This window comes from Pseudomonas sp. DVZ6 (assembly GCF_024259445.1).
GTDB lineage: Bacteria > Pseudomonadota > Gammaproteobacteria > Pseudomonadales > Pseudomonadaceae > Aquipseudomonas > Aquipseudomonas peradeniyensis.
On the sequence record NZ_JANCLM010000016.1, the window covers coordinates 22819 to 41182 of the forward strand.

Consider the following 18364-nt stretch of genomic DNA (forward strand, 5'->3'; position numbering starts at 1 on the left):
GTTTTAGAACAACCACCGTTCGCTATTGTGGCGATGGTGCGTGCCTATCGCCCCGCACCATCACCCTTCCCTGCCGTTGCCGTTGCCGTTGCCGTTGCCGTTGCCGTTGCCGTTGCCGTTGCCGATCGAGAGTCTAGCGCCATACCCAGCTAGCGACAGCTGCGCCAGCCCAGGCGCCGCCCGTACCTTCGCGACTTCAGGAGGCCGAACGCAGGTCTTGCGAAGGGAGGTGACGGGCATGGATGCCCGTCAAGCGCTGGGGCCCAGGATGGGCCCTGCAGCGCGGTCCTCCCGGGAGCAAGGCCGGAGTGAGGGGACCCGGAGCGCAGCGGAGGGCCGGATGAATGGAGCGCAGCGTTTTTTGGTTACTTTTGTCCGGCCGGCGCTCCGGGCGTTTGACAAAAAGTGACTCGCCGTAAGGGCGAAAAGGTGACTATGCGTCGACATCGTAAATGAATGCGCTTGCACCTGTAGAAACCCGCGCCGACCGATTTGGACTTTGACTTTGACTTTGACTTTGACTTTCAGAGCGTGGGTTTTGAAAGTTATACGCTCATTCATTGGCGATGGCGACGCACACTCACCTTTCCGCCCTTACGGCGGGTCCCTTTTTGAAGGATCAAAAAGGAACCAAAAAATCCTCGCTCCATTCATCCGGCCCCTACGCTTCGCTCCGGGGTTCCCTCGCTCCGTTCTTGCTCCCGTGGGTACCGCGCTGTACGCCCCATCCTGGGGCGCAGCGCTCGACGGCCATCCATGGCCGTCGCCCCACTACGCAAGAACTCCGCTCGGCCTCCTGAAGTCGCAATTGGTGTTGCCTGAACTACCGCGCGCTTAGAAGCAAAAGCAAAAACAAAGGCAAGGGCAAGGGCAAGGGCAAGGGCAAGGGCAAGGGCAAGGGCAAGGGCAAGGGCAAGGGCAAGGGCAAGGGCAAGGGCAAGGGCAAGGGCAAGGGCAAGGGCAAGGGCAAGGGCAGGATGCCATGAGTGATTGCGAACCACTGCCCCGGCGCATTGTCCCTATACTCCGAAGCACCGCTTCACACCACGACCTTCGCAGGTGGGTTTGCCCTCACGCTTGTGTCATCATGCTCCGACCGCCGGTTTAGCCTCTTTAATAAGCCTCTATGAACAAATCCTACGCATTGCTGCTTGCCCTCGCCCTGCTTCAAGGCTGCCAGAGCCTGGCCCCGAAGACGGACGCCCAGTCGCCCGCCGTCGACGCCGGCAAGAGCGCGGAAAAGCCCGTGGTGTACGGATCGTTCAAGCAGGACACCCTGTACAGCCTGCTGGTGGCTGAGCTGGCCGGCCAGCGCAACCGCTTCGACATCGCCCTGGCCAACTACGTCGACCAGGCCGAAAAGACCCAGGATCCGGCCGTCTCCGAGCGCGCCTATCGCATCGCCGAATACCTCGGCGCCGACGAGCCAGCCCTGGACACTGCCCTGATCTGGGCCCGCAACGATCCGCAAAACCTCGACGCCCAGCGCGCCGCGGCCATCCAGCTGGCCCGCGCCGGACGCTACGACGATTCCATGACCTACATGGAAAAGGTGCTGCAGGGCCAGGGCGACACCCACTTCGATTTCCTCGCCCTGGCGGCCGCCGAGACCGACCAGAGCACCCGTGACGGCCTGATGCAGAGCTTCGACCGCCTGCTGGTGAAATACCCCGACAACGGCCAACTGGTGTTCGGCAAGGCCCTGCTGCTGAACCAGGACGACAAGCCGCAACAGGCCCTCGACCTGCTCGAGGCCCATCCGCCGAAGAACGGCGAAATCGCCCCGGTGCTGCTGCGCGCCCGTCTGCTGCAAGCCATGGACCGTGGCCCGGAGGCCCTGCCACTGCTGCGTGGGGCGATCCGCGACAACCCCGAGGACAAGCGCCTGCGCCTGACCTACGCCCGCACCCTGGTCGAGCAGGACCGCATCGACGATGCCAAGGCCGAGTTCGAAAGCCTGCTGCAGCAATACCCCGAAGACGACGAGATCCGCTACTCGCTGGCCCTGGTGTGCCTGGAAACCAAACACTGGGACGAAGCCGAAGGCTACCTGCAGGAGCTGGTCGAGCGTGACGCCAACGTCGACGCCGCCCACCTCAACCTGGGCCGCATCCGCGAGGAGCGCAGCCAGCCGGCCGCCGCCCTGCGCGAATACGCCCTGGTCGGCCCCGGCCCGGACTACCTGCCGGCGCAACTGCGCCAGGCCGATATCCTCATCGCCAACGGCCGCAGCGCCGAAGCCTCGCGGATACTCGCCGAAGCCCGCGAGGCGCAGCCGGACTACGCCATCCAGCTGTACCTGATCGAAGCCGAAAGCCTGGGCAACAACGGCAAGGAGGCCCAGGCCGGTCAGGTGCTGGCGCAGGCGATCAAGCGCTACCCGGACGACCTCAACCTGCTCTATACCCGCGCCATGCTCGCCGAGAAGCGCAACGACCTGGCGCAGATGGAGAAAGACCTGCGCGCGATCCTTGCCCGCGAGCCGGAAAACGCCATGGCCCTCAACGCCCTGGGCTACACCCTGGCCGACCGCACCACCCGCTACAGCGAAGCCAAGACGTTGATCGACAAGGCCCACCAGCTCACTCCGGACGACCCGGCGGTGCTCGACAGCCTGGGCTGGGTGGCCTATCGCATGGGCAACCTCGAGGAAGCCGAGCGCCAGCTGCGCCTGGCCTTCGAACGCTTCCCCGACCATGAAGTCGCCGCCCACCTGGGCGAAGTCCTCTGGGCCAACGGCAAGCGCCGCGAAGCCCGCCAAGTCTGGGCCAAGGGCTTCGAAGCCCAGGCCGACAGCCCCATCCTGCGCAAGACCCTGCTGCGCCTGACCGGATCCGAGAGCCTGTAAACCATGTTCCTGCGTCATTGCATCACCTTCACCCTCATCGCCCTGCTCGCCGGCTGCGCCGGCTTCGGCAGCAAGGAAGCCGTACAAGGCCAAGGTAACCCGCAGCTGTGGCGCGAGCACAAACAGCAGCTGGGCAGCCTCGACGGCTGGCAGATCAACGGCAAGGTCGGCATCCGCGCCCCGCGCGACTCCGGCAGCGGCACCCTGTTCTGGCTGCAACGCCAGGACTACTACGACATCCGCCTGGCCGGTCCCCTGGGTCGTGGCGCGGCGCGCCTGACCGGACGCCCCGGCGGCGTGGTGCTGGAAGTGGCCAACCAGGGCCGCTACGAGGCCGCCAACCCCGAGGCACTGCTGGAAGAACAACTGGGCTGGCGCCTGCCGGTGTCGCACCTGGTCTGGTGGGTGCGCGGCCTGCCCGCCCCGGACAGCAAGAGCCAGCTGACCCTCGACGGCGACAGCCGCCTGGCCAGCCTTCACCAGGATGGCTGGCAGGTCGAGTACCTGAGCTACGTGGAGCAGAACGGCTACTGGCTGCCCGAGCGCCTCAAGCTGCACGGCGAGAACATCGACGTGACCCTGGTGGTCAAGGACTGGCAGCCACGCCAGCTGGGGCACTGAGACAATGCACAAGCTGACCCTGCCCGCCCCGGCCAAGCTCAACCTCTGGCTGCACATCACCGGCCGCCGCGCCGACGGCTACCACGAGCTGGAAACCGTGTTCCAGTTCCTCGAGCACGGCGACGAACTGAGCTTCGCCCTGCGCGAGGACGGCCAGATCCGCCTGCAGACCGAAATTGAAGGCGTGCCCCACGACAGCAACCTGATCGTCCGCGCCGCGCGCCTGCTGCAGGCACAATCCGCCACCCCGCTCGGCGCCGACATCTGGCTGCACAAGGTGCTGCCCATGGGCGGCGGCATCGGCGGCGGCAGCTCGGACGCGGCCACCACCCTGCTGGCGCTCGCTCACCTGTGGCAGCTGGACTGGGACCAAGACCGCCTGGCAAGCCTGGGCCTGTCGCTCGGCGCCGATGTGCCGGTGTTCGTCCGCGGCCACGCGGCCTTCGCCCAGGGTGTCGGCGAGCAGCTGACCCCGGTCGACCCCGAGGAACCCTGGTATGTCGTGCTGGTGCCGCAAGTGTCTGTCAGCACAGCGGAAATTTTTTCGCATCCGGAGTTGACACGTGATTCCCTCCCCCTTAAGATGCGCCCCGTTCCCGAGGGAAACAGTCGAAATGACTGCCAACCGGTAGTAGAGCAACGGTATCCTGAAGTTCGCAATGCGCTGATTTCACTAGGTAAATTCACCGAAGCCCGAATGACCGGAACTGGAAGTTGTGTGTTTGGGGCCTTCCCAAGCAAAGCCGAAGCTGATAGAGTTCTGGCCCTTCTTTCAGAGACCCAAACAGGGTTTGTGGCGAAAGGAAGCAATGTTTCGATGTTGCATCGCAAGCTGCAAGTTCTGATCAAGAAGTCGAGTTCATAAGAATTCGCAGCAACAGATACAGGGGCGTCGCCAAGCGGTAAGGCAGCAGGTTTTGATCCTGCCATGCGTTGGTTCGAATCCAGCCGCCCCTGCCATTTCTTATACTCATCCAGGTTACCCTCAGCCTTCAGGTACTGCGCGTGTCCAAGATGATGGTCTTCACGGGGAATGCCAACCCCGATCTGGCTCGGCGTGTCGTACGTCAGCTGCATATTCCACTGGGTGATGTTTCTGTCGGTAAATTCTCCGACGGCGAAATCAGTGCTGAAATCAATGAAAATGTCCGCGGTAAGGACGTCTTCATCATTCAGCCCACCTGTGCTCCAACCAACGACAATCTGATGGAACTGGTCGTGATGGCAGATGCCTTCCGCCGCTCCTCAGCGTCACGAATCACCGCCGTGATTCCCTACTTCGGATACGCCCGCCAGGACCGCCGTCCGCGTTCGGCACGTGTAGCCATCAGCGCCAAAGTCGTCGCTGACATGCTCACTGTCGTGGGTATCGACCGTGTACTCACCGTCGACCTGCACGCTGACCAGATCCAGGGTTTCTTCGATATCCCCGTCGACAACATCTACGGCTCGCCCGTACTGGTCGACGACATCGAAGACCAGCGTTTCGAGAACCTGATGATCGTTTCCCCGGACATCGGTGGTGTGGTGCGTGCTCGCGCCGTTGCCAAGTCCCTGGGCGTCGATCTCGGGATCATCGACAAGCGCCGCGAAAAGGCTAACCACTCCGAGGTTATGCACATCATCGGCGACGTCGAAGGACGCACCTGCATCCTGGTAGACGACATGGTCGACACCGCCGGCACCCTGTGCCACGCGGCCAAGGCCCTGAAAGAACACGGTGCCGCCAAGGTCTACGCCTATTGCACGCACCCTGTGTTGTCGGGCCGTGCGATCGAGAACATCGAGAAGTCGGTACTGGACGAGCTGGTGGTGACCAACACCGTTCCGCTGTCCGCCGCTGCTCAGGCCTGTGACCGTATCCGCCAGCTGGATATCGCACCGGTTGTCGCTGAAGCGGTACGCCGCATCAGCAACGAAGAATCGATCAGCGCGATGTTCCGCTAAGCGGAACATGTGTTGATATGAAGCGCCCCGCCCCAGCATGTGTTGGGGCGGGGCTTTTTTGCCATCCCCGTCTGGCGCTGGTCGCAAACGCCCTCGGGGGGCTATTTTGGAGAAACAAAATGACTGATTTCATTCTGAACGCCCAAGCGCGTACTGACCTGGGGAAAGGTGCGAGCCGCCGCCTGCGTCACTCGCTGAACATCCCTGCCGTTGTCTACGGTGGCGATAAAGAAGCCCAATCCCTGACCATCGTGGCCAAGGAAATCGCCAAGCTGTTCGAAAACGAAGCTGCCTTCAGCCACGTGATCGAACTGAACGTCGACGGCGCCAAGCAGAACGTCGTGGTCAAGGCCATGCAGCGTCACCCGGCCAAAGGCTTCATCATGCACGCCGACTTCGTTCGCGTCGTTGCTGGCCAGAAGCTGACCGCCAAGGTTCCAGTTCACTTCGTCGGTGAAGAAGCCCCGATCAAGAAAGGCGGCGAGATCTCGCACGTCGTTTCCGAGATCGAAGTGTCCTGCGAAGCCAAGGACCTGCCTGAGTTCATCGAAGTCGACCTGTCCAAGGCCGAAGTCGGCACCATCATCCACCTGTCGGACCTGAAAGCTCCGAAAGGCGTAGAGTTCGTCGCTCTGGCCCACGGTGATGACAAAGCTGTTGCCAACGTCCACGCCCCGCGCGTTGCCGCTGAAGCTGCTGAAGGCGCTGCCGAGTAATCCACTCGCACGCCGGCGTTGATCGGGTTACAGTGCCGCGCGCACTGTAACCCACCAACTCCAAGGAAGAGCCCCTGACGTGACCGCCATCCAGTTGATCGTCGGCCTGGGTAACCCCGGCCCCGAATACGAACAGACCCGGCATAACGCAGGGGCTCTTTTCGTTGAACGCCTCGCCAGCGCCCAGCGCGTTTCGCTGTCCGCTGACAAAAAGTATTTCGGCCTGACGGCTAAATTCAGCCATCAGGGCAACGATGTTCGCCTGTTGATCCCCACCACCTACATGAACCGTAGCGGCCAGTCCGTGGCGGCTCTGGCCAATTTCTTCCGCATCAAGCCGGAAGCGATCCTGGTGGCCCACGACGAACTCGACCTGCCTCCCGGCGTCGCCAAGCTCAAGAGAGGCGGCGGCCACGGTGGGCACAACGGCCTGCGCGACATCATCGCGCAGCTCGGCAACCAGAACGACTTCCACCGCCTGCGGCTTGGCATCGGCCACCCGGGCGACGCCAAACTGGTCTCCAACTTCGTCCTGGGCCGGGCGCCACGCGCCGAGCAGGAGAAGCTCGACGCCAGCATCGATTTTGCCCTCGGCGTGATGCCCGACGTGCTGGCCGGCGACTTCGCCAAGGCCATGCGCGAACTGCACAGCCAGAAGGCCTGACACTTTAGAAAGGGGAATACCCATGGGTTTCAATTGCGGCATCGTCGGCCTGCCCAACGTCGGCAAGTCCACCCTGTTCAACGCCCTGACCAAGTCTGGCATCGCGGCGGAGAACTTCCCCTTCTGCACCATCGAGCCGAACAGCGGCATCGTGCCGATGCCCGATGCGCGCCTCGCGGCACTGGCCGAGATCGTCAAGCCGAACCGCATCCTGCCGACCACCATGGAGTTCGTCGACATCGCCGGCCTGGTCGCCGGTGCCTCCAAGGGTGAAGGCCTGGGCAACAAGTTCCTCGCCAACATCCGCGAGACCGACGCCATCGCCCACGTGGTGCGCTGCTTCGAAGACGAGAACGTGATCCACGTTTCCAACAGCGTCGACCCCAAGCGCGACATCGAGATCATCGACCTCGAACTGATCTTCGCCGACCTCGACAGCTGCGAGAAGCAACTGCAGAAGGTCGCCCGCAACGCCAAGGGCGGCGACAAGGATGCCCTGGCGCAAAAGGCCATCCTGGAAAAGCTGATCCCGCACTTCACCGAAGGCAAGCCAGCGCGCAGCCTGATGAAAAACATGGCTGACGACGAAAAAGCCGTCATCCGTGGCTTCCACCTGCTGACCAGCAAGCCGGTGATGTACATCGCCAACGTTGCCGAAGACGGCTTCGACAACAACCCGCACCTGGACGTGGTCAAGGCCATCGCCGAGGAAGAAGGCGCGGTGGTGGTACCGGTGTGCAACAAGATCGAAGCCGAAATCGCCGAGCTGGACGACGGCGAGGAGAAGGACATGTTCCTCGAGGCCCTGGGCCTGGAAGAGCCTGGCCTGAACCGCGTGATCCGCGCCGGTTACGAGCTGCTCAACCTGCAGACCTACTTCACCGCTGGCGTGCAGGAAGTCCGTGCCTGGACCGTGCGCGTGGGTGCCACCGCACCGCAGGCGGCCGGCGTGATCCACACCGACTTCGAAAAAGGCTTCATCCGCGCCGAAGTGGTGGCCTATGACGACTTCATCCAGTTCAAGGGTGAGGGCGGCGCCAAGGAAGCCGGCAAATGGCGCCTTGAAGGCAAAGACTACATCGTCAAGGACGGTGACGTGATGCACTTCCGCTTCAACGTCTGATGCACCGCTCCTGAAAAAGCCCGCTTCGGCGGGTTTTTTTTCGCCTGCAGAAAAGCCCTACAACCCACGCCCGTAAAGACCGACATGCATATCGGCAAATTTGCATGCCCAAATATTTCCAGAAATGCATTGACTGCATATGCATGCATGCATAATCTATATCTCGAGCCGGACAGCAACCGGTTGTGGCACAGGCAGCGATGAACAGGCCTCGACTGTTCAAAGGGTTGGCAACTGGCCCGGGTGTGCAGCGTAAAGCACCACGATCAGTTTTCCGGCGGGCAGACGGCCGCGGTCGGAGTCACCAATTCGAAGTGCAACCGCATGGCGTCACCAGTCGTGGCCAGCGGTTCGACAACGCATTACTGAAAAGCCTGCACTGCGGGCTTTTTGGAATGCCGAGCATGGCTTCGGCAATTAAAAGAGGCTCGAAGCCCCCACTGATCTGGCGCGACCACTGTGGGAGCGGGTTTACCCGCGAAGAGCCCAACGCGGAGCCTGGCACCGGCTACGCCGGTGTTCGCGGGTAAACCCGCTCCCACAGAGTGCGCGTACTCCCTGCGAACTCGGTTCCCTGCGCGACAGCGCAGCCCTGGGGATAGCCCCTTAGCGAGCACTCAACGATGAATTTCTCAGCCACCCCGCCCTGTCCGGAGGCCTCCCCATGAACCAGTTGAAAGCACTCACCACCTACCTGCTCGAACGCAAGCTGGTGCCTGCCGGGCAACTGCACGCCTGGGCCCAGCAGCTGGACCTGCAACTGGCCTGGACGCAAACCGAACTGGGCCTGCACATGGGCAACCTGCGCTACCGCGCCCTGTTCGACTTCGACGACTTCAGCGGTCATCCCGGGCGCCTGATGGCGCTCGCCGGCAGCTGGCTGGAAACCAACGACCCCGGGCGTCACCTGTTCGCCCTGCCGGCACCGACCCTCGCCGTCAAGCAGAAGGTCCCGGGCAGCGACCTGCTCGATGTGTCGCTGGTCCTGGAGTTCGTCGAGCCCCTTTATCTGACCGAGGACGTGGCAGGCGAGATCGAGGTCTTCGGCAAGACCTGGTCATTCCAGCCCTACGACCTGTGGGTCGCCGAGCAAGGCGATATCGCCCTGCAGGGGCTGCCCCAGGGCAGCCCCCTCCCCTGACCCGATTACCCGGGCAACAACGCCCGACCCGCCCGCGACCTGATCGACAAGTCCTGGCACACCCCTTCAATCACCCCGCTAACGAGGCAACCTATGGCACTCGGTAAAATCAGCGTGAACAATCTCAACCTCGGCCAGGGTGCCGTGACCGAGATCGAACGCTACTTCCTCTTCATCGGCCCTGCCGCCAAGAACGTCGGCAAGCTGTTGACCCTGAACACGGACAGCGACCTGGACAACGAGCTGGGCGTGGCCGCCAGCGACCTGAAGACCCAACTGATCGCCGCCCGGGCCAACGGCGGCGACCGCTGGGCCTGCCTGGCCGCGCCGATCGGCGCCGAAGGCGACTGGGCGAGCGCCCTGGAATACGCCCAGCAACATGGCTACTCGGTCGAAGGCATCGTCATCACCAAGCCGGCGACCGCCGGCGCGGAACTGCTGGCCATGCACACCGCCGCCGAACAGCTGAACGCCCGCTATGGCCGGCGCTCGTTCGTCCTGGCCGCGTCCGCCGGCATCCTGCCGACCGTGACCTGGTCGGATTACCTGCTCGAGCAGAAGGCGCTCACCGACGGTATCGCCGCGCCACGCGTCGTGGTAGTGCCGCAGTTGCACGGCAACGACCTGGGCGTGCTCGCCGGGCGCCTGGCCAACGCCGCCTGGAGCATCGCCGATACCCCGATGCGCGTCGCCAGCGGCCCTGTCCTGGGCCTGGGCGCGGTGCCCGCGGACAAGGACGGCGTGCCACTGCCATCGGCGGTGCGCAGCGAGCTGGACAAGGCACGCTACTCCGTTTCGCAGACCTACCCGGACTACGAGGGCGTGTACTGGGGCGATGCCAACATGCTCGACACCGCCGCCAGCGACTTCCAGGTCCTGGAGTACCTGCGCCTGGCCGACAAGGCCGCCCGCCAGGTCCGCCCGCTGCTGATCCGCCGTATCGGCGACCGCCGCCTGAACAACAGCCCCGCCAGCATGGCCGCCAACACCAGCGCGCTGATGGCGCCGCTACGACGGATGGCCAAGGCGGTGAAATTCGCCGGCGAAGTGTTCCCCGGCGAAATCCAGCCGCCGCGCGACGGCGACCTGGTCATCGTCTGGAAAAGCCACACCCAGGTGGAGGTGTTCATCCGCATCCGCCCGCACAACTGCCCCAAGGACATCACCGCGAACATCGCGCTGGACCTTTCCCAGGACAACCAGGAGTAACCCATGGCCAAGATCAGTGGCTTGAACTTCGACATCAACGTGGGCGACCTGAAGATCCACGTTGAGAGCGCAACCCTCGACATCGCCGACAACAGCGCCGTGGCGCACACCAAGGGTGTGCCTGACGGCTGGGTCGCCGGCAACGTGACCGCCAGCGGCGAGCTGGAGGTGGACACCAGCAACTTCAACCTGATCATCGAAGCCGCCGCCAAGGCCGGCAGCTTCCGCCAGCTGGGGACCTTCGACCAGCTGTTCTACGCCAAGACCCCCACCGATGAGATCCGCGTCGAAGCCTTCGGCTGCCGCCTGAAGATCTCCAACCTGCTCAACATCGACGCCAAGGGCGGCGAGAAGACCAAGCACAAGCTGCCGTACGACGTCACCAGCCCGGACTTCGTCCACATCAACGGCGTGCCGTACCTGTCCTTCGCCGAGGTCGAGGGCCTGAGCTGATGGTGTGCCCATTCGACCGCGCCCAGGCCCTGGAACAGCTCAGGCGTGATCTGGCGATCGCCGCCGTCCGTGGCCGACGCGTGGCGACTGGGCCCAGCCTCACCCACTGCACGGACTGCGGCGACGAGATCGCCGAGGCGCGCCGCGCCCTGGGCGGCATGCGCCGCTGCGTTCCCTGCCAACAGCTTCACGAGCGCGGCCGCTGAACACAGCGCCCGCCACGTTCTTTTCGATTCCCGTATTCCAATGGAGTAGTACCCCATGACCCAACGCACCGAAATCACCCTGGAAGTCGGCGACCTGTCCCTGGACTTCGCCATCGATCCGGCGCTGATGACCAAGTACATCAACGCCCTGACCCCCTCCAACAAGGTCGCCCCGGCCAACAACCTGCTGGTCACCGCCGTGAAGCCCGAGCACAAGGACCAGCTCAAGCCGCTGCTGGCCAACCCGATGACCGTGATCCAGCTGGCCGGTGCCCTGGTCGAGGAGTACGCCCCGACCGTGGAAGTCACCGTAAAAAAGCGCTCGGCCACGCAGAGCGACTGACCGAGGACGGCCTGGGCCAGCTGCTGGCCCTGGCCGAACGCTGGCTGCCCGGTGCCCCGACCACGCCCGAGACCCTGGGCACGGCCAAGTGGCTGGAGGACGAGCACTGGCGGCGAATGGAAATCGCCATCGCCAACGGCATCGCCCGTGCATTCAATGGAGGCTGACATCCCATGAGCGCGAACAACGCAATCAGCCGGCTGGATTTCATCCTGTCGCTGACCGACAAAGTCACCGCGCCGCTGGCGAGGATGACCCAAGGGTTCAACAATCTGAGCGAAAAAAGCCAGGCCGCCATCAAGCAGATCAGCGATGGCACGCAGAAGCTGCAAAGCGCTGCCGGCAGCTTCGGCACCTTCCTTGAGCCCGCCCTGGAAATGAACCGTGCCCTTGGGGATGTGCGCTCGCTCGGCGTGGCCGAGGACGCCCTGGAGGCCTTGAACAAGAAAGCCCTGATGTTCTCCATCGCCTATGGCGAGAACGCCCGGGACTTCGTTGCCTCGGCGTACAAGATCGAGGGCGCGATCAAGGGACTGTCCGGCTCCCAGCTGGCCACATTCACCTACGCCAGCAGCGTGCTGGCCAAGGCCACCAAGACCGACCAGGGCGTGATGGCCGAGTACGTCGGCACGATGTACAACCTGCAGAAGCAGCAGGCCGACGCCATGGGCAAGGGCCAATGGGTCAAGATCCTGGGCGGGCAGACCGCCCTGGCGGTCCAGCTGTTCCGCACCAGCGGCGAACAGATGAAGGATGGCTTCAAGGAGGCCGGCGCCCAGGCCTCCGCCGCCGGCATCGGCCTGGCCGAGCAGATGGCCGTGATCGGTAGCCTGTCCGGCAGCATGGACGGCAGCGCGGCCGGCGGGCTCTACAAAGCCTTCTTCGAGAACATCGAGGACGCCTCGGACAAGCTCGGCATGAAGTTCACCGACACCAATGGCAAGGTCCTGCCGATGCTCGACATCCTGGCCAAGCTGCAGGGCAAGTTCGGCGACCTGCGCGGCGCGGCGGCCAACGCCAAGATCACCGAGGCCTTCGGCGGTGAGGCGGCCCAGCTCATCGGCGCCCTGGCCCAGGACACCGACCGCCTGAAGAACGGCATCGACAAACTCGGCCAGGTACGCGGCCTGGAACAGGCCGAACAGATGGCCAAGGCCATGGTCGACCCCTGGCAGCAGTTCGGGGCTGCGGTAAAAGGACTGCACATCGCCTTCGGCCAGGCGCTGATTCCCATCCTGCAACCGCTGATGACACGCCTGGTCGAGATCGCCCAGACCCTGGTCCGCTGGATCAAGCTGTTTCCCAACATCACCCGGGTGATCGCCATCGCCACCCTGGCGATCCTTGGCACCAGCGCCGCGCTGACCGCGCTTGCAGTTCTGAGCGGACTGGCCCGGATAGCCATGCTGGGGGCACAGGCCGCCTGGGCCCTGCTCAACATGACCGGTTTGAAGAGCATCTTCATGTTCCTCCGGCACGCCTTGGTGCTGTCGATCTTCCTGACAAGCCTGATCGCCATGTACGCCTGGATGGGGATCGTGAGGCTCGCCACCCTCGCCTGGCAGGGTGCGGCCTGGCTGCTCAACGCCGCACTCCTGGCCAATCCGATCATCCTCATCATCGCGGGCATCGTCGCGCTGGTCGCTGCCGTGGTCCTGGTCATCGCCTACTGGGACGAGCTCAAGGCCGCGTTCCTGGACAGTGCCGCCTTCCAGTGGGTCAGCGCACAGCTGGACGCACTGAGCAAATGGTTCACCAACATGGGCGGCTGGACCGGCATGGCCAAGGCGGCCTGGGACGGCATCGTCAAGGTCTTCCGGAGTTCGCTCGACCTGGTGATCGAGTGGTTGAACAAGATCCCGGGCGTCAACATCGAGACCTCATTCGCCGATCTGCCGGAAGCACCCAAGGTGCCAGGACTTGCCAGCCAGGTCGCGCCGATCGGCGTACTGCCCATGAGCAACACGCAGCCACTGCTCAAGACCCTGATGCAGGTGCCATCAGCGGCCCCGCACATGGCTTCGATGGCACCCGCCGCCGTCGCCCCCAGCATGGCCAGCGCGCCGGTCGAGCAACTCGAGCAGCAGCGCCAGCGCATGACCCAGACCGCACTCAACCTCTCGCCGGCCAGCCCGACGAGCGTTCCCCAGGGAGGCCTGATGAACCAGATCCAGAACACCACCCAGACGCAGGACCGGCGCATGCATGTCGAGAAGGTGGAGATCAACACCAGCAAGGCCATGAACCCGCTGGAGCTGGAACAGATGATGGCAATGGCGGTGGGCTGATGAGTGACTACATCGACCTGCTGATCCACGACAACGACCTGGTCCTGGACCCCTCCCACCAACCGCTGCTGATCGAGGACCGGGCCAGCATCGCCCAGGACATCGCCCACATGATCCGCGACAGCGGCCTGCTGGTGACCCTGGTGGCCGAGCGCAGCCGCCAGCGCCAGGCCGACTGCATCCTGCAACTGGAGCTGCTGGTGGAGGACGACGAGCGCCTGCTGCCGGGTACTGCCCGCGTCCTGGAAGAGCATCCGGGCCGCTACCTGGTCACGGCGAAAACCCTGAAATTCGGTGACATCGAGGTATACCTGTGAGCGACTTGGACTTTCGCAAGGTGCTGGCCGACGCCGGCATTCCCACCACTGAGGCGGCCCTGCACAAGGCCTGGGAAGCCGAAGTGGCCGCCCAGGGCAGCAAGCTCAGCAACACCGCTGCCTACTCACCATTCTGGCGCGTGGTAACGGCGCTGGTGACCAAGCCGGTGCTGTGGCTGGTCGGTTTCATCAGCGACACCGTGCTGCCCAATTTCTTCGTCAAGACGGCCAGTGGCGCCTGGCTGGACAGCCTGGCCTGGGCGGTGAATGTCGAGCGCAAGGGCGCGACCAAGGCCCAGGGGCAGTTGTTGTTCACCCGCGAGAACAGCGCTGGCGAGCTGCTGATGCGCGCCGGCGTCGTGGTGCAATCCGCCGCGATCAACGGCCACGTCTACCAGCTGGTGACGGTCGAGGATGCTGTGTTCCCCGACGGCCGCCTGCAACAGTCGGTCAAGGTCCAGGCGCAGCAGGTCGGCAGCGGCTACAACCTGGCGCCCGGCTACTACGCCATCCTGCCCGAGCCGGTGCCGGGGATCGTCCAGGTGGTCAACGACGACGGCTGGATGACCTCGCCCGGAGCCGACCCCGAACCCGACGACCAACTGCGCCTGCGCACCCGCAACCAGTTCAGCGCGGTCAACCAGTGGCACACCGACGCAGTCTACCGCGCCATGATCGCCGCCTTCCCGGGGGTGCGCCCCGATGGGGTGTACTTCCTCCACGACGCACCGCGTGGTCCGGGCAGCGCCAACGCCTACGTGCTGTTCGACGCCGACGTGCCGGCGCAGGCGTACCTGGAGCAGATCAACGCCCACGTGCGCGACCAAGGCAACCACGGTCACGGCGACGACCTGCTGGTAATGGTCATGCCCGAGACCCGGCACGACATTGCGCTGACGGTCTGGCCGCGGGCGAACCTGACGGCGAAACGGCGCGAAGAGTTGCAGCAGGGCATCACCCAGTTCATCCGTGCGGCGTTCCGCGAAAGCACGGCCAGCGACTATCGCCCGACGCTGACCTACCCACAGTCGCGGTTCTCCTTCAGCCGCCTGGCCGAGGAACTGCACCAGGCCTTCGCCGACATCGAGTCGCTGCATTTCGCCAGCGAGGACATCGTCTCGCAGCTGAGCATCGCGCGCATCGCCAACCTGCGGGTGGACCTGGTATGAGCCCGTTGAAACTGCCGTTCTGGCTCGCCGGCCCCGAACTGACCAAGCTCAAGGACGCCGCCCAGACCTGGTGGGCCACGGTGACCGAGTGGCTGCGCTGGCCGCTGCTGCAGATGGACGCCGATACCTGCCACCTCACCGTGCTGGACCTGCTCGCCTGGCAGCGGGACATCACCCGCTTCAAGGACGAACCGGAACGCCTGTATCGGCTGCGGGTGAAGTACGCCTTCATCAACGCGGTCGATGCCGGCAGCACCGCGGGGCTCAAACGCATCCTACGCCGGCTCGGCGTGGGCTATGTCGAGATCGACGAACGCCTGGCCGGCCGCGACTGGGATGTGGTCCTGCTGCGCCTTTCCGACTCGCAGCTGTCGGAGAACCCCGAGCTGCTGCGGGTACTGATCCAGCAGTACGGCCGGACCTGTCGCCGCTACGACTTCGTCAGCATCACCCCCGTGACCCTGCGCATTGGCGCAGCTCAATTCAACGACGACCAGCAGACGCTGGTCGCCACGCTTTAGGAGTCCGCCGTGGCCAGAATCACTTTCGCGGGCGAAAGCCTGATCGCCCAGAAGCAGGGGGCCAAAGAAGTCCTGCAGATCACCCGCTTCATCTACGCCAATGTGCCCGGGCTCGACCCGAACACGCCAATCGACCGCGCCGCGACCAAACCGCCGGCCAGCCAGATCGTGCACAGCTACGACATCCCGGCGGGCCACAGCGGCTACGTGAACCCCAACCAGGTCGTCTACAGCTCGATGCTGGGCAGCGACATCGGCGACTTCGACTGGAACTGGATGGGCCTGGAAAGCGCCGAGGGCGTGCTGTTCGCCGTGGCCTACCTGCCGCTGCAGCAGAAGCGGCGCAACATCCCGCCGCTGCAGATCGGCAACAACGTCACCCGCAACATCCTGGTGGAGTACAGCGGCGCCCAGGAACTGACCGGCATCACCATCGATGCCAGCACCTGGCAGCACGATTTCACCGTGCGCCTGAAGGGCATCGACGAGCGCGAGCGCCTGAGCAACCGCGACGTGTATGGGCGAGCGTGCTTCTTCGGCGACGGCCTCGGGGTCGTGAAAAGCGGTACAGGTTATCAACTGGCAACTGGTCTAGCCTATCTTGAAGGCATTCGCATCGAACTGGCCAGGCCCCTGCCCCTCCCTCAGGCCAAGACGCCATCTCAGGTATGGCTACATGTATCGCTGCATCGTGAACGGAACGATGTTGTACCCAGTTGGACTGTGGTTTTCGAACCTGACCAGCTGGACTACCTGAAGAATGACAGCTGGGTCTACTGCATTCCGCTCGCAGATATATCAGCCTCTGGAACCATCACGGACCGTCGCCGATCATTCCCGATCAACACCCCGCTGGTGGAGCACTTCGCCGCCAAGACCGGTTACTACAATGGCATGCGTGTCGGTTCGGCTGACAAACTGCAGTTCCCACGCAAGATCAACGGAATCCCGTTTGACGGCTCAACGGATATCACCGTAGGAGACACTACGAAGTTGCCGTTAACGGGCGGCAATATGTCCGGCACCATCAGCTTCGAGAACCAGCAGATGGGCGGCTTTTTCGTGGACTGGGCGACGCGTGTACCAGCCCTGCAGTTGAATTGCCCCGCCAACGTCCATGCTTACTCTCTGTGGAAAGCATCAAACTTGGGCGAAAGACATCTGGCTGCCTTGGACGTATGGGCCGGTGGTACAACCCAGAGTCAACCCTCTGTGGTGATGCATGTTGGCACCACAACTAATGCATTCACATTCGACGGCACAGGGTCGCTGACCATCAAGGGTAGCTACGGTGGTGATGCCGGATCTCTAACCGGCTTGAATGCGAACCAGCTGAGTAAGGGTTACGTGCCTGCGGAACGACTAACAGGCACCTATACCATCGATATCGCCGGGGTTGCCGCCAAAGCGGTCAAACTCTCTGTCCCTCGCAAGATCAATGGTGTGTCGTTCGACGGCAGCTCAGACATCACTGTTGTTGATGCCTCAAAATTGCCACTGGCAGGTGGCACGGTAACAGGGCCGATTACCTTCACAAGTCCGGGCATGGGCGGCGCATTCGTTGATTGGCGACAGCGTACTCCAGCCGTGCAGATAAACAGCCCAGAGGATGGAGGAGCTTATCTGCTCTGGCGGGCGACCAATTGGGGAGTTCGTCACTTGGCTGCCATGGAGGCATTTTCCGGAGGAGGACCTACGACGCCCGCCCAAGTAGTCACCCATGTAGGGGCAACCAACAATGCAATGACCGTCGTGGAAGGTGGTCACCTGTGGATTTCCGGGACCTACCACGGTGATGCCTCAGGCTTGACCAATTTGCCGCAAGCAACTCCAAGCGTGCCAGGCGCAGTTCAGAAAAATACAGCATCACTCGGGCAGAACGGTTGGTGGCGGTGTGCCCAAACTGGCCTTATCAAACAGTGGGGACTTACCCAGGGTGCGTCGGACATGACCACCCATCGCAGCTTCCCCATCGCCTTTCCAAACCGCTGCGTTTCTCTGGTGGCATCTCGAACCAGCCTCTTCTATGCCGATGCCAACACCGGTACTAACACACTGATCGTTAGCAATAGCCAATTTTCCGTTATCTCCGGCCCATTCAACTCGCCCGATGACATCTACTGGGAGGCAACAGGGTACTGATGACTATCTACTTTCATGCAGCAACCGGTGGATTCTATGACACCAGAGTCCACGGCGAGCGAACAATGCTGATCCCTGATCCCGATTGGAAACCAGCCATGATCGAGGTGCCAGACCCGAAATGGATACAGCCAGAGGGTACCGTTGGCAAGACCAAAGCGCCCACCGTCAGGGAAAGGGATCCGAAGTCGGCTCATCCTAACGTCCAAGTCAAAAACCCTCTGTGTTGTTTGCCGCCAGCGGCCGAACTGATGGAAATCACTCTGAACGAATATCAAGCACTGTTCAGGGCTCAATCAGCCGGAAAAGTTATTGCCACCATGGACGGCCGGCCCACGGCAATAGAACCGCCTCCGTTAACTTGGGAACAGCGCAAAAATGGATACCTCGCAGCCGTACAGCAGTTTATGGACAAAGCTGCGCAAACAGCGGGATACAGCGATATCAAGGATGCGATCAGCTACGCAGAGGAAGCCGCAGTTCCGAAGTTCCAGGCTGAAGCACTCGCGTTCCGCGCCTGGCGTTCACTGTCCTGGGCCTACTGCTACGAGCAGTTGGAGGTGATCGAACACGGCAGGCGCGAAGCCCCTACCAGTGTAGAGTTCGTTACCGAATTGCCTGAGCTGGTACTGTCCAATGTCTGACTGGACAGCTGT

Annotated in this window: 19 protein-coding genes and 1 tRNA gene; 19 read left to right on the forward strand and 1 reads right to left on the reverse strand. The window is 63.2% G+C overall.

What is annotated here, in order from left to right:
- Nucleotides 1-60: 60 nt before the first annotated feature.
- A complete protein-coding gene (locus NMG10_RS11435; RefSeq protein WP_254464360.1) occupies nt 61-240 on the reverse strand; it encodes a hypothetical protein in 180 nt (59 codons plus the stop codon).
- 886 nt (nt 241-1126) lie between these two features.
- On the opposite strand from NMG10_RS11435, the gene NMG10_RS11440 reads away from it, so the two are divergent.
- From NMG10_RS11440 to NMG10_RS11530, 19 genes are all read left to right on the forward strand, one after another.
- A complete protein-coding gene (locus NMG10_RS11440; protein WP_254464361.1) occupies nt 1127-2848 on the forward strand; it encodes a tetratricopeptide repeat protein in 1722 nt (573 codons plus the stop codon).
- 3 nt (nt 2849-2851) lie between these two features.
- The gene (gene lolB, locus NMG10_RS11445) at nt 2852-3469 is read left to right on the forward strand and encodes a lipoprotein insertase outer membrane protein LolB (RefSeq protein WP_028691147.1); all 618 of its coding nucleotides are present in this window, start codon (nt 2852-2854) and stop codon (nt 3467-3469) included.
- Between the two features lie 4 nt (nt 3470-3473).
- On the forward strand, nt 3474-4334 hold the full coding sequence (ispE, locus tag NMG10_RS11450; protein WP_203647998.1) for a 4-(cytidine 5'-diphospho)-2-C-methyl-D-erythritol kinase: 861 nt from the start codon (nt 3474-3476) through the stop codon (nt 4332-4334).
- 20 nt (nt 4335-4354) lie between these two features.
- A tRNA-Gln gene (locus tag NMG10_RS11455) sits at nt 4355-4429 on the forward strand.
- Between the two features lie 45 nt (nt 4430-4474).
- A complete protein-coding gene (locus tag NMG10_RS11460; protein ID WP_016391678.1) occupies nt 4475-5416 on the forward strand; it encodes a ribose-phosphate pyrophosphokinase in 942 nt (313 codons plus the stop codon).
- A gap of 119 nt (nt 5417-5535) precedes the next feature.
- Nucleotides 5536-6132 carry a 50S ribosomal protein L25/general stress protein Ctc gene (locus NMG10_RS11465; RefSeq protein ID WP_232854730.1) on the forward strand — a complete coding sequence of 199 codons (597 nt, stop codon included), beginning with the start codon at nt 5536-5538 and terminating at the stop codon, nt 6130-6132.
- 79 nt (nt 6133-6211) lie between these two features.
- A complete protein-coding gene (gene pth / locus NMG10_RS11470) occupies nt 6212-6796 on the forward strand; it encodes an aminoacyl-tRNA hydrolase (protein WP_023629555.1) in 585 nt (194 codons plus the stop codon).
- Between the two features lie 22 nt (nt 6797-6818).
- On the forward strand, nt 6819-7919 hold the full coding sequence (gene ychF / locus NMG10_RS11475) for a redox-regulated ATPase YchF (RefSeq protein ID WP_203648000.1): 1101 nt from the start codon (nt 6819-6821) through the stop codon (nt 7917-7919).
- 664 nt (nt 7920-8583) lie between these two features.
- Complete coding sequence (locus NMG10_RS11480; RefSeq protein WP_232854731.1) at nt 8584-9060, forward strand: phage tail protein; 477 nt, start codon at nt 8584-8586, stop codon at nt 9058-9060.
- Between the two features lie 93 nt (nt 9061-9153).
- A complete protein-coding gene (locus NMG10_RS11485) occupies nt 9154-10269 on the forward strand; it encodes a DUF2586 domain-containing protein (RefSeq protein WP_232854732.1) in 1116 nt (371 codons plus the stop codon).
- 3 nt (nt 10270-10272) lie between these two features.
- The gene (locus NMG10_RS11490; RefSeq protein WP_232854733.1) at nt 10273-10722 is read left to right on the forward strand and encodes a phage protein; all 450 of its coding nucleotides are present in this window, start codon (nt 10273-10275) and stop codon (nt 10720-10722) included.
- The gene (locus NMG10_RS11495; protein ID WP_050703721.1) at nt 10722-10928 is read left to right on the forward strand and encodes a TraR/DksA family transcriptional regulator; all 207 of its coding nucleotides are present in this window, start codon (nt 10722-10724) and stop codon (nt 10926-10928) included. The genes NMG10_RS11490 and NMG10_RS11495 overlap by 1 nt, the downstream gene beginning before the upstream one ends.
- Nucleotides 10929-10983: 55 nt before the next feature.
- Nucleotides 10984-11271: a putative phage tail assembly chaperone gene (locus tag NMG10_RS11500; RefSeq protein ID WP_050703720.1), complete on the forward strand. Its 288-nt coding sequence runs from the start codon at nt 10984-10986 to the stop codon at nt 11269-11271.
- A gap of 173 nt (nt 11272-11444) precedes the next feature.
- Nucleotides 11445-13559, forward strand: a complete 2115-nt coding sequence (locus NMG10_RS11505) for a phage tail tape measure protein (protein WP_254464362.1) — start codon at nt 11445-11447, stop codon at nt 13557-13559.
- The gene (locus tag NMG10_RS11510; protein ID WP_088852557.1) at nt 13559-13876 is read left to right on the forward strand and encodes a DUF2590 family protein; all 318 of its coding nucleotides are present in this window, start codon (nt 13559-13561) and stop codon (nt 13874-13876) included. The genes NMG10_RS11505 and NMG10_RS11510 overlap by 1 nt, the downstream gene beginning before the upstream one ends.
- Nucleotides 13873-15045, forward strand: a complete 1173-nt coding sequence (locus tag NMG10_RS11515) for a baseplate J/gp47 family protein (protein ID WP_254464363.1) — start codon at nt 13873-13875, stop codon at nt 15043-15045. Before NMG10_RS11510 ends, NMG10_RS11515 begins: the two co-directional genes overlap by 4 nt.
- A complete protein-coding gene (locus tag NMG10_RS11520) occupies nt 15042-15566 on the forward strand; it encodes a phage tail protein (protein ID WP_254464364.1) in 525 nt (174 codons plus the stop codon). Before NMG10_RS11515 ends, NMG10_RS11520 begins: the two co-directional genes overlap by 4 nt.
- 9 nt (nt 15567-15575) lie before the next feature.
- Nucleotides 15576-17708: a phage tail protein gene (locus NMG10_RS11525; RefSeq protein ID WP_254464365.1), complete on the forward strand. Its 2133-nt coding sequence runs from the start codon at nt 15576-15578 to the stop codon at nt 17706-17708.
- The gene (locus NMG10_RS11530) at nt 17708-18352 is read left to right on the forward strand and encodes a hypothetical protein (RefSeq protein WP_232854740.1); all 645 of its coding nucleotides are present in this window, start codon (nt 17708-17710) and stop codon (nt 18350-18352) included. The genes NMG10_RS11525 and NMG10_RS11530 overlap by 1 nt, the downstream gene beginning before the upstream one ends.
- The last annotated feature ends 12 nt before the right edge of the window (nt 18353-18364 follow it).